This is a genomic window from Enterobacter cloacae complex sp. R_G8, assembly GCF_024599795.1.
Taxonomy (GTDB): domain Bacteria; phylum Pseudomonadota; class Gammaproteobacteria; order Enterobacterales; family Enterobacteriaceae; genus Enterobacter; species Enterobacter dissolvens.
The window spans coordinates 3,193,674-3,205,680 of record NZ_CP102246.1; the positions used below are offsets into that span (position 1 = coordinate 3,193,674).

The window sequence follows — 12,007 nt, forward strand, 5'->3', positions numbered from 1 at the left end:
AAGAAATCACTACCATGCAGAAGAAATCGATTTATGTAGCCTACACTGGCGGTACCATCGGGATGCAGCGCTCTGAAAACGGCTATATTCCTGTGTCCGGCCATCTTCAACGTCAGCTTGCCCTGATGCCAGAATTCCACCGCCCGGAAATGCCTGACTTTACCATCCACGAGTACGAGCCGCTGATGGACTCCTCCGACATGACGCCGGAAGACTGGCAGCATATCGCGGATGACATTAAAGCCCATTACGACCAGTACGACGGCTTTGTGATCCTGCATGGTACCGACACCATGGCCTTTACCGCCTCGGCGCTCTCCTTCATGCTGGAAAACCTGAGCAAACCGGTGATTGTCACCGGCTCGCAAATTCCGCTGGCGGAACTGCGCTCGGATGGACAGATTAACCTGCTTAACTCCCTCTACGTGGCGGCGAACTATCCGATTAACGAGGTCTCGCTGTTCTTCAACAACCGTCTGTATCGTGGCAACCGTACCACCAAAGCGCACGCCGATGGGTTTGATGCCTTCGCCTCACCAAACCTGCAACCACTGCTGGAAGCGGGTATTCATATTCGTCGTCTGGGCACGCCGCCTGCGCCGAATACCTCAGGCGAGCTGATCGTTCACCCGATCACCCCGCAGCCGATCGGTGTGGTAACCATTTATCCGGGCATCTCTGCTGATGTGGTACGTAACTTCCTGCGCCAGCCGGTAAAAGCGCTGATTTTGCGCTCCTACGGCGTGGGTAACGCGCCGCAGAACGGCGAATTCCTGAAAGAGCTGCAGGAAGCGAGCGAGCGCGGGATTGTGGTGGTTAACCTGACGCAATGTATGTCCGGCAAGGTCAACATGGGTGGCTATGCCACCGGTAATGCCCTGGCGCATGCGGGGGTGATCAGCGGATTCGATATGACCGTCGAGGCCACACTGACTAAACTTCATTATTTACTGAGTCAGGATCTGGACATCCAGTCCATTCGCCGCGCCATGATGCAAAACCTGCGCGGCGAACTGACCCCGGACGAATAAGGAGGCCTCATGAAGCAACGCGCCCTGTTACTGGTCGATTTGCAAAATGATTTCTGCGCGGGCGGCGCACTGGCCGTCGCAGAAGGTGACAGCACGGTCGACGTGGCCAATACCCTGATTGACTGGTGTCAATCGCGCGGTGAAGCGGTTGTCGCAAGCCAGGACTGGCACCCGGCGAATCACGGCAGTTTTGCCAGCCAGCACGGCGTTGAACCCTTTAGTCAGGGTGAGCTCGACGGTCTGGCGCAAACCTTCTGGCCCGATCACTGCGTGCAGCAAACGGAAGGCGCCGCGCTGCATCCGCTGCTGAATCAGAAAGCCATCGACGCGGTGTTTCATAAAGGCGAAAACCCGGCTATTGACAGCTACAGCGCCTTTTTCGATAACGGACATCGCCAGAAAACGGCGCTGGACGCGTGGTTACGTCACCACGAAATCACCGAGCTGATTGTGCTTGGTCTGGCAACGGACTACTGCGTGAAGTTTACCGTGCTGGACGCGCTCCAGTTGGGTTATACGGTCAGCGTCATCACCGACGGCTGTCGCGGGGTGAACATTCAACCGCAGGACAGCGCGCAGGCGTTTATGGATATGGCCGCTGAAGGCGCAACGCTCTATACGCTGGCAGACTGGCTGGAGACGCAAGCATAGTCTTTTATGCCGGGTAAGGCGAAGCCGCCACCCGGCATTTCCACTCCGATCCCCATAAAGTGAACTCCCTCGCATCACCAGCGAAGCGGCAATGCTATGCTTTTCAGGCTGTTTTTTTCGCCACGCTTTTTCTGTGGCGTGGTTATTTTTATTCTGTCAAAGAGGAACTTGTATGAAACGTTTGCCATTGCTGGCAGCATTACCCCTGCTTTGCGCGTCAGTTGCTTATGCCGCCCCCCTGATGTCCGTGGGCTACTTTAACGGCGGTGGAGATGTGACCGCCGGCCCCGGCGGCGATATCAATACGCTTGATGTCCGCCAGATCACCCACCTGAACTATTCGTTTGGTCTTATCTACAATGATGAAAAAGACGAAACCAACGCCGCCCTGAAAGATCCGGCGAAGCGGCATCAGATCTGGTTATCGCCGAAAGTGGCGTCCGACCTGGCGCTTATCCCTCAGCTTCGTAAACAAAACCCGAATTTAAACGTTCTGCTTTCCGTCGGCGGCTGGGGTGCCCGCGGCTTCTCAGGCGCAGCCGCCACCAGAGAGAGCCGCGCGGTGTTTATCCGCTCGGCGCAGGAGATTGTTGAGAAATACGGTCTGGACGGGATCGACCTTGACTGGGAATACCCGGTAAACGGCGCATGGGGACTGGTTGCAAGCACACCTGCTGACCGGGATAATTTTACTGCCCTGTTGAAAGAGCTACGCACCGCTTTCGGGCAGAAAAAACTGGTCACGATTGCGGTTGGAGCCAATGCGGAAAGTCCGAAAAGCTGGGTCGATGTGAAAGCCATCGCCCCCCTGCTCGACTATATCAACCTGATGACCTACGACATGGCGTACGGTACTCAGTATTTTAACGCAAACCTGCATGACTCCAGCGCCTGGCCGACCGTGGCGGCCGCAGATAAATACAGCGTCGATTTTGTGGTGAACAGTTATCTGGCCGCTGGCCTGAAGCCACAGCAGATGAACCTCGGGATTGGTTTCTATGGCCGCGTGCCAAAACGAGCTGTGGAACCGGGCATTGACTGGAGCAAACCCGATGCGCAAAACAATCCGGTTACGCAGCCTTACTTCGGCCCTCAGGAGATCGGTTTGTTCAAATCACTCGGTTATGACCTGACCAAAGATACCTACGTGAAGTACAACGATATTGTGAAGAAGCTGCTTAACGACCCGCAAAAGCGCTTTACCGAACACTGGGACGACCAGGCGAAAGTGCCGTGGCTTTCCGTGAAGGGCGCCGACGGGAAGGATCTGTTTGCCCTCTCGTATGAGAATCCGCGTTCCGTTGCAATCAAAGCGGACTATATCAAAGAGAAAGGTCTGGCAGGCGCAATGTTCTGGGAGTATGGGGCGGATGATAACAACCAGTTAGCGAAGCAGCTGGCGGAGTCGCTCGGGATCCCGCACAAGTAGTGAGGCAATCAAACCCTCTCCCACCGGGCTGAGGGTTCCCCACAAAATCATGCCTGCACGGAGGACGCCCTCTCCCTTGAGGGAGAGGGCTGGGGTGAGGGGGAACATATGACTGTAGAGGTCATTCCGTTCACTTTACGTTCCTTGCTGCTCTGTAACAACATGACCCGTGAACGTGCCAGGGTGGCTCAGTCGCCACCACCCTGGCAACCTAGGCTCCCGGCGGTAAATCGCCGCTTCGCGGTGCCTTCGGCTTATTCCTTCCGGCTTATCGGGGACGGGCGGAGGTAACGTCCCTGTAAAGCCGCCCTCTCGGCGCATCCATGCGCCTCGCCCCGGCCTGCAGGAAACGCCTCAGCGATTTACAGCCGGACCAGGGCGTCGCTGTAAATCATTCATTTTCCTGAAACAACTTTCGTCGCTTTCGGTAAAAAATTACTGGGGATCCCTCAACCCACCGGGAGAGGGTTGAGTGCGGGCATCAACCCGCACCGTTATTGCATTTTCATCGTCGCAATCGGCTTGGGCGTGATACCAAACTCTTCTTTCAGCTCACGCTTGCTCTTCATCACCATCTGGCCGTTGGTGTCGATTGTCATGTGCTGCGCATCGGTGTTATTGCGCGCCTGCCACAGCATCACCAGCTGCAGGCTGTTCTCTTTTTGCTCCGGAGTTAAGGCAACGCCATCAGGCCATTTCCCCAGCTCAACGGCAGTGACCAGACGCTGATAAACCTCGGGCGTCATACCGTTAATCATGTCATCAATATTCACGATCTCTCCCTTTCAAAGGAATAATTTGCTGAATCGTTTTTTCAGCCTTTGATCTGGTCGCCGTTTTCATCGTCGCTGAAGCTCAGAGAGGCTGAGTTTACGCAGAAACGCTCGCCCGTTGGCTGAGGGCCGTCCGGGAAGACATGCCCCAGGTGCGCATCGCAGTTGCCGCAGCGAATTTCGGTACGGACCATCCCGTGCGAGGAGTCAGTCAGGTAGCGGATCGCGTCATCGCTCACCGGCTCGTAAAAGCTCGGCCAGCCGCAGCCAGAATCGTATTTCGTTTGTGAGTTGAACAGGGGGGCATCACAGACCAGGCAATGGTACACGCCATCGCGTTTGTTATGCAGCAAACGCCCGGTGAATGGCGGCTCCGTGCCGTGATTCTGCGTCACGTAAAATTGCATTTCTGTGAGGTTTTTTTTCAAATCGTCAGGGTTACGTTGGTTCGACATATGCTTACATCTCGCTGTAGAAACAGACATCTTTTAACCCGGATTCTAACAAAACATTAACACCCTTGCGTGCACTTTTGTTCTAAACTTATGTGTCGCGAAAAGGCGGTCAGGCAATTGTGATCATGTTCACATATTTATCCTGCGAGGCCTTTAAAATTCCGGGCGCAGCCCCCATGTGGTTGCTAGCTCAAAGGGAAAGTGAGGCGAGTCAGTCGCACAAACGTTAGTCACAGGATTGATTTGTCGCAATGATTGACACGATTCCGCTTGACGCTGCGTAAGGTTTTTGTAATTTTACAGGCAACCTTTTATTCACTAACAAATAGCTGGTGGAATATATGACTATCAAAGTAGGTATCAACGGTTTTGGCCGTATCGGCCGTATTGTTTTCCGTGCTGCTCAGAAACGTTCTGACATCGAAATCGTTGGTATCAACGATCTCCTGGACGCTGAATACATGGCGTACATGCTGAAGTACGACTCAACTCACGGTCGTTTCGACGGCACCGTTGAAGTGAAAGACGGCCACCTGGTTGTTAATGGCAAAACCATCCGCGTTACTGCTGAGAAAGACCCAGCTAACCTGAAATGGAACGAAATCGGTGTTGACGTTGTTGCTGAAGCAACCGGTATCTTCCTGACCGACGAAACTGCGCGTAAACACATCACCGCGGGTGCAAAAAAAGTTGTTCTGACTGGTCCTTCTAAAGACAACACCCCAATGTTCGTTCGTGGTGCTAACTTCGAAACTTACGCTGGCCAGGATATCGTTTCTAACGCATCCTGCACCACCAACTGCCTGGCACCGCTGGCTAAAGTTATCAACGACAACTTCGGCATCATCGAAGGTCTGATGACTACCGTTCACGCGACCACCGCTACTCAGAAAACCGTTGACGGCCCGTCTCACAAAGACTGGCGTGGCGGCCGTGGCGCGGCTCAGAACATCATCCCATCCTCTACCGGTGCTGCTAAAGCTGTAGGTAAAGTACTGCCAGAACTGAATGGCAAACTGACTGGTATGGCGTTCCGCGTTCCAACTCCTAACGTATCCGTTGTTGACCTGACCGTTCGTCTGGAAAAAGCTGCTTCTTACGAAGAAATTAAGAAAGCAATCAAAGCTGCTTCCGAAGGCGCAATGAAAGGCGTTCTGGGTTACACCGAAGACGACGTTGTATCTACCGATTTCAACGGCGAAGTATGCACTTCCGTGTTCGATGCTAAAGCTGGTATCGCACTGAACGACAACTTCGTTAAACTGGTATCCTGGTACGACAACGAAACCGGCTACTCTAACAAAGTACTGGACCTGATCGCTCACATCTCCAAATAAACTGGAATGAGTGCTTGATCCAAAAAGGCGACTTCGGTCGCCTTTTTTATTGTTTTAAGACAGAGGATTGCTTAATGACTCATAAAATTTTTGCACTTCCGGTAGTCGAACAACTTACCCCTGTGCTCTCCCGTCGCCAGATTGATGGCGCTGATGTTATCGTCGTTGACCACCCGCGTGTTAAGGCCTCCGTTGCGCTGAACGGCGCTCACCTGCTCTCCTGGAAACCGGAAGGTGAAACGGAAGTGCTGTGGCTGAGCGATGCGACCTCTTTCAAAAAAGGGGCGGCGATCCGCGGCGGCGTGCCGATCTGCTGGCCGTGGTTTGGCCCGTCAGCGCAGCCGGGTCTGCCTTCTCATGGTTTTGCCCGCAACCAGCAGTGGACCCTGAAAGCGCATAACGAAGATGATAACGGTGCCGTGCTGACCTTTGAGCTGCAAGCCAATGACGAGACCCGAGCGCTGTGGCCACACGAATTCACTCTGTACGCCCGCTTTAAGCTGGGGAAAACCTGCGAAATTGAGCTGGAAGCGCACGGCGAGTTTGAAACCACGTCCGCCCTGCACTCCTATTTCAACGTGGGTGACATCAGCGCCGTTAACGTCAGCGGCCTTGGCGATACCTATATCGACAAAGTGGACAACGCCAAAGAAGGGAAACTCAGCGACGGCGTACAGACCTTCCCTGACCGCACCGACCGCGTATACCTGCATCCGGAAGCGTGCAACGTGATCCACGACAGTGCCCTCAACCGTGGCATCGAAGTGGTTCACCATCATCACAGCAACGTGGTGGGCTGGAACCCTGGCCCGGCGCTCTCTGTAAGCATGGCGGACGTGCCTGACGACGGTTACAAAACGTTTGTCTGCGTCGAGACCGCCTGTGTAACAACACCGCAAAAAGCCAGCGAAGAAAAACCGTCTCGCTTAGGGCAGACTATTCGCATTGTGAAGCGCTAAAGGCTTCGACCCGGTGTTGTGTTTTACTGCACCAAAACAATGCAAACGGGGCGCAAGCGCCCCGTTATAATGCAAAGAATGCACTGATTTAATGCACAATCAGAACTTGTAGGTCACACCGACAGAGAAAATGCCCGCCCAGGACTTGTCGACCATCGGGCTGTCTTTCACTTCGTCGCTCAGACGCTCGTAACGGCCAGTACCGTATACGTTCCAGTCCCCGAGGAAGTTGTAGCTCGCGGTCAGCTCCAGGTACGGATCCCAGCCATCATCGGCGCTGTAGCTCTTCAGACCGCTACGACGGGACTCATTCTTAGAGACGCCATAGTAGTAGTCGTTGTAGTTCTCACTGTTGTATTGCACACCGATACCTGGCGTCAGCGTTAACGCACCGTTGGTGTAGCGATAGAGCCAGGCCAGATCCCAGATAAAGCCGTTGCTGTTATCCAGCGTATCCCCCGCCAACGCGGTACGCAGGAAACCATACTCGGTGTTATGCACATAAGAGAGACCCGCCATCATGGTGCTCTTACGCTTGTCGAGCTGACGCAGGGCGTGGCTGTCGCTATCACCGGGTTTGAAGTGCGTCGGATCGTAGTAAGCCATAATAGAGAGCTTATCTGCCGTATCGTTCCACAGATAGTAGCCGCCGCCCAGGCCGCGGAACCAGAAGTTATCGCCTTCATAGGTGACAACCGGAACGGGATAAACATCACGATCATACTGTTTGTACGGGCTGTTAATGACACCCACGCCCGCACCAACCGTCCACTGGCTTTCCGCCTGTGCGGTGCTAACTGCGGTCGCGGCGAGTACGCCCAATGCCAGAAGTTTGAGTTTGGTCACAATCCATTCTTTCCTGTAGTCAAATAATCAGCGGGTGAAGTGTAACCGCCAGACCCGTACTTCCTCAAATTTTTTGCCTGCTAATCAGTTTGATTAACCCGTTATTTTTCATTTTTCAGATGACAGGTCGTTTTCATTTATGTGACCACAGGGTGAAAAATGCCCTTATGACTTATAACGACAATGGAAATTTTTGGATGAGTTATTGATATGTCATTGAAATTAGATTTTATCAGCATGCAAGTTTTGCAAATGCCATCTACGCTTTAATTTAAGAAGAGTTTTCCTGAACGCCCCGCGGTACTTAGCGTCTGACCTGGCACACAGGTTGCTGCTCTGGCAGTGAGGTGCGAGAGATTCTCTTCCGGGAGCCTCCACTACTCATACGAACGGCTCTTATCCTGTGCTAAAAAACGAAAGGACGGCATGCCATGAATATATTCGATCACTATCGCCAGCGCTATGAAGCTGCCAAGGACGAAGAGTTCACACTGCAGGAGTTTCTTACCATCTGTCGGCAAGATCGCAGTGCCTATGCCAACGCGGCAGAACGGCTATTGATGGCTATTGGTGAGCCAAACATGGTTGATACTGCCCAGGAACCACGGCTTTCCCGTCTCTTTTCGAATCGGGTGGTCGCCCGATACCCGGCGTTTGAAGAGTTCTATGGCATGGAAGATGCCATCGAGCAAATCGTCTCCTACCTGAAACATGCTGCTCAGGGTCTGGAAGAGAAGAAACAGATCCTCTATTTACTAGGCCCGGTGGGTGGCGGTAAATCGTCACTGGCTGAACGGCTGAAATCGCTGATGCAGCGTGTGCCTATCTATGTACTGAGTGCCAACGGTGAACGCAGCCCGGTGAACGACCATCCGCTGTGCCTGTTTAACCCGCAGGAAGATGCACAAATTCTGGATAAAGAGTATGGCATTCCGCGTCGTTATCTCGGCACCATCATGTCGCCATGGGCGGCGAAACGCCTGCATGAGTTTGGCGGTGACATTACCAAATTCCGTGTTGTGAAAGTGTGGCCATCCATACTGGAACAGATCGCTATTGCCAAAACGGAACCGGGTGATGAGAACAACCAGGACATCTCGGCACTGGTCGGTAAAGTCGATATCCGTAAGCTGGAAAACTACGCCCAGAATGACCCGGATGCCTACGGCTACTCCGGTGCACTGTGCCGGGCAAACCAGGGGATTATGGAGTTCGTCGAGATGTTTAAAGCACCTATTAAAGTGCTGCATCCGCTGCTGACGGCCACCCAGGAAGGGAACTACAACGGGACGGAAGGCATCTCTGCCCTGCCGTTCAACGGCATCATCCTGGCGCACTCAAACGAATCCGAGTGGGTCTCCTTCCGTAATAATAAAAACAATGAGGCGTTCCTTGACCGTGTGTACATCGTCAAAGTGCCTTATTGCCTGCGGATCTCCGAAGAGATCAAAATTTACGAAAAACTGCTTAACCACAGTGAGCTGGTGCATGCGCCATGCGCGCCGGGCACTCTGGAAACGCTGTCGCGCTTCTCCATTCTGTCACGTCTGAAAGAGCCGGAAAACTCCAGCATCTACTCGAAAATGCGAGTGTATGACGGTGAGAGCCTCAAAGATACCGACCCGAAAGCGAAGTCGTATCAGGAGTACCGTGACTACGCGGGTGTCGACGAGGGCATGAACGGTCTGTCCACGCGTTTCGCGTTTAAGATCCTCTCCCGCGTGTTTAACTTCGACCATGCGGAAGTGGCAGCCAACCCGGTTCATCTGTTCTACGTGCTGGAGCAGCAGATCGAACGCGAGCAGTTCCCGCAGGAGCAGGCTGAACGTTATCTTGAGTTCCTGAAAGGTTATCTGATCCCGAAATATGCCGAGTTCATTGGCAAAGAGATCCAGACGGCCTACCTGGAATCCTATTCAGAATACGGCCAGAACATCTTTGACCGTTACGTCACCTACGCTGACTTCTGGATCCAGGATCAGGAGTACCGCGACCCGGATACCGGGCAGCTGTTTGACCGTGAATCCCTGAATGCGGAGCTGGAAAAAATTGAGAAGCCTGCCGGGATCAGCAACCCGAAAGACTTCCGTAATGAGATTGTGAACTTTGTACTGCGTGCGAGAGCGCATAACAACGGTCGTAATCCGAACTGGACCAGCTACGAGAAACTGCGCACTGTCATCGAGAAGAAAATGTTCTCCAATACCGAAGAGCTGTTACCGGTGATTTCGTTTAACACCAAAACCTCAACTGACGAGCAGAAGAAACACGACGATTTTGTCGACCGTATGATGGAAAAAGGCTATACCCGCAAACAGGTTCGTTTGCTGTGCGAATGGTATCTGCGCGTACGGAAATCGTCTTAAAACAAGTGCCCGGTGTCGCTTAACGTTCACCGGGCCAACAAAATGCAAGTTGGCAAATGCAGTACGGGGGGCATATGACCTGGTTTATTGACCGGCGTCTGAACGGCAAAAACAAGAGCACGGTGAACCGCCAGCGCTTCTTGCGCCGTTATAAAGCGCAAATTAAACAGTCGATCTCCGAGGCCATCAACAAACGCTCGGTGACCGACGTCGACAGCGGCGAGTCTGTCTCCATCCCCACCGATGACATCAGCGAACCGATGTTTCATCAGGGGCGTGGCGGGCTGCGCCATCGCGTCCACCCAGGTAATGACCACTTCGTTCAGAACGACAGAATCGAGCGTCCACAAGGGGGTGGCGGCGGTTCAGGAAGCGGTCAGGGACAGGCCAGTCAGGACGGTGAAGGTCAGGATGAGTTCGTCTTCCAGATCTCGAAAGATGAGTATCTCGACCTGCTCTTTGAAGATTTGGCGCTGCCTAATCTGAAAAAGAATCAGCACCGTCAGCTTAACGAATACAAAACCCATCGCGCCGGCTATACCGCGAACGGCGTACCGGCCAATATCAGCGTCGTACGTTCGCTGCAAAACTCGCTGGCGCGGCGCACGGCCATGACGGCAGGTAAACGGCGTGAACTGCGCGAGCTGGAGAGCAGCCTGAAGGTCGTGGAAAATACCGAACCGGCGCAACTGCTGGAAGAGGAGCGCCTGCGTAAAGAGATTGCTGAGCTGAGGGCGAAGATCGAGCGGGTACCGTTTATCGATACCTTCGACCTGCGCTATAAAAACTACGAAAAAAGGCCGGAGCCTTCGAGCCAGGCTGTCATGTTCTGTCTGATGGACGTCTCCGGTTCAATGGACCAGGCCACTAAGGATATGGCGAAGCGTTTTTACATTCTGCTCTATCTGTTCCTGAGCAGAACATACAAAAACGTGGAAGTGGTCTACATTCGCCACCACACCCAGGCGAAAGAGGTGGATGAACATGAGTTCTTCTACTCGCAGGAGACCGGTGGCACCATCGTGTCGAGCGCCCTGAAGCTAATGGATGAGGTAGTGAAAGAGCGTTACGATCCGGCGCAGTGGAACATCTATGCCGCGCAGGCGTCCGATGGTGATAACTGGGCGGATGACTCGCCGTTGTGCCACGACATTCTGGCGAAAAAAATTCTGCCGGTGGTGCGTTACTACAGCTATATCGAAATCACGCGTCGTGCCCACCAGACGCTGTGGCGTGAATATGAACATCTGCAATCGATGTTCGATAACTTCGCCATGCAGCACATCCGTGACCAGGATGATATCTATCCGGTGTTCCGGGAACTGTTCCACAAGCAATCGGCCACCAGCAACGCCTGACCCCACAGCCAGCGACACGCTGGCTGTTTTCTTCCCCCTTCGTTCATCCCCTTCGCGAAAGGATCTGTGCTACTGTTGGACACTGCGTATTGGCAGATAACAGGTACACTCACTATGTCTGATGATGTTAAGGGTACGGCTACCCACCAGCAACTCATTACGCTGTTAACCCAGCAAGGTGCGCGGTTTCGTGTGATGGAGCACGAGGCCGTGGGGAAATGTGAAGCGGTGAGCGAAATCCGTGGAACCGATCTCGGGCAAGGCGCAAAAGCGCTGGTCTGCAAAGTGAAGGGAAACGGTGTAAAAAAACACGTTCTGGCGATCCTGGCCGCTGACCAGCAGGCCGACCTGAGCCAGCTTGCCAGCCATTTCGGCGGATTAAAAGCCTCTCTCGCCAGCCCGGCCGAAGTCGATAACCTGACGGCCTGCGTGTTTGGCGCTATCCCGCCGTTCAGCTTCCATCCCGATCTGACCCTGGTCGCCGACCCGCTCCTCTTCGAGCGTTTTGACGAAATCGCCTTCAACGCCGGTCTGCTGGAAAAATCCGTGATTATGGATACCCAGGATTACCTTCGCATTGCCCGTCCCGAACTGGTGGCGTTCCGTAAGGCATGAGCGTGATGGCTGACGCCTCTGTCAGCCTCTCTTTTCCAGAAACAGAATCGACGCGATCAGAATAACGGCAATAGCGAAAAACGATGAGGAGATAATCAGCGTTTCAACAAACATGTGATCGTTCATCTTAGCAACCCTTTGCGATGCCTGATGCCGTTTTATCCCCTGCAAATGACACGGGTATGAC

12 protein-coding genes are annotated in these 12,007 nt (G+C 53.5%); 8 read left to right on the forward strand and 4 right to left on the reverse strand.

What is annotated here, in order from left to right:
* The first annotated feature begins 14 nt into the window (after positions 1-14).
* The 3 genes from ansA to NQ842_RS15160 all read left to right on the forward strand — a co-directional run bounded on the left by ansA (position 15) and on the right by NQ842_RS15160 (position 3,111).
* Positions 15-1,031, forward strand: coding sequence for an asparaginase (gene ansA, locus NQ842_RS15150; protein WP_014831510.1), 1,017 nt, complete (start codon positions 15-17; stop codon positions 1,029-1,031).
* A gap of 9 nt (positions 1,032-1,040) precedes the next feature.
* Positions 1,041-1,682 (forward strand): bifunctional nicotinamidase/pyrazinamidase, encoded by a 642-nt coding sequence (gene pncA / locus NQ842_RS15155; protein ID WP_046887836.1) that lies wholly within the window; start codon positions 1,041-1,043, stop codon positions 1,680-1,682.
* 172 nt (positions 1,683-1,854) lie between these two features.
* Entirely contained in the window at positions 1,855-3,111 is a 1,257-nt protein-coding gene (locus NQ842_RS15160; protein WP_257256045.1) for a glycoside hydrolase family 18 protein, read from the forward strand.
* A gap of 494 nt (positions 3,112-3,605) precedes the next feature.
* Here the strand turns inward: NQ842_RS15160 and NQ842_RS15165 are convergent, their stop codons facing one another.
* Complete coding sequence (locus NQ842_RS15165) at positions 3,606-3,884, reverse strand: YeaC family protein (RefSeq protein WP_020690335.1); 279 nt, start codon at positions 3,882-3,884, stop codon at positions 3,606-3,608.
* Positions 3,885-3,925: 41 nt separating this feature from the next.
* Complete coding sequence (gene msrB / locus NQ842_RS15170; RefSeq protein ID WP_013097052.1) at positions 3,926-4,339, reverse strand: peptide-methionine (R)-S-oxide reductase MsrB; 414 nt, start codon at positions 4,337-4,339, stop codon at positions 3,926-3,928.
* Between the two features lie 341 nt (positions 4,340-4,680).
* Here msrB and gapA point away from each other — a divergent pair, with 341 nt between their 5' ends.
* Positions 4,681-5,676: a glyceraldehyde-3-phosphate dehydrogenase gene (gene gapA, locus NQ842_RS15175; RefSeq protein ID WP_014831506.1), complete on the forward strand. Its 996-nt coding sequence runs from the start codon at positions 4,681-4,683 to the stop codon at positions 5,674-5,676.
* Between the two features lie 74 nt (positions 5,677-5,750).
* The gene (locus tag NQ842_RS15180) at positions 5,751-6,635 is read left to right on the forward strand and encodes a D-hexose-6-phosphate mutarotase (RefSeq protein ID WP_014831505.1); all 885 of its coding nucleotides are present in this window, start codon (positions 5,751-5,753) and stop codon (positions 6,633-6,635) included.
* A 99-nt stretch (positions 6,636-6,734) separates the two neighbouring features.
* Here the strand turns inward: NQ842_RS15180 and NQ842_RS15185 are convergent, their stop codons facing one another.
* Entirely contained in the window at positions 6,735-7,481 is a 747-nt protein-coding gene (locus tag NQ842_RS15185) for a MipA/OmpV family protein (protein WP_014831504.1), read from the reverse strand.
* 431 nt (positions 7,482-7,912) lie between these two features.
* Here NQ842_RS15185 and yeaG point away from each other — a divergent pair, with 431 nt between their 5' ends.
* The 3 genes from yeaG (at position 7,913) to NQ842_RS15200 (ending at position 11,820) form a co-directional block, all read left to right on the forward strand.
* Complete coding sequence (gene yeaG / locus NQ842_RS15190; protein WP_014831503.1) at positions 7,913-9,847, forward strand: protein kinase YeaG; 1,935 nt, start codon at positions 7,913-7,915, stop codon at positions 9,845-9,847.
* A gap of 74 nt (positions 9,848-9,921) precedes the next feature.
* Positions 9,922-11,205, forward strand: a complete 1,284-nt coding sequence (locus NQ842_RS15195; protein WP_046888550.1) for a YeaH/YhbH family protein — start codon at positions 9,922-9,924, stop codon at positions 11,203-11,205.
* 114 nt (positions 11,206-11,319) lie between these two features.
* A complete protein-coding gene (locus NQ842_RS15200; RefSeq protein ID WP_014831501.1) occupies positions 11,320-11,820 on the forward strand; it encodes a YbaK/prolyl-tRNA synthetase associated domain-containing protein in 501 nt (166 codons plus the stop codon).
* Positions 11,821-11,841: 21 nt separating this feature from the next.
* Here the strand turns inward: NQ842_RS15200 and yoaI are convergent, their stop codons facing one another.
* On the reverse strand, positions 11,842-11,946 hold the full coding sequence (gene yoaI / locus NQ842_RS15205) for a small membrane protein YoaI (protein WP_014831500.1): 105 nt from the start codon (positions 11,944-11,946) through the stop codon (positions 11,842-11,844).
* Positions 11,947-12,007: the final 61 nt, after the last annotated feature.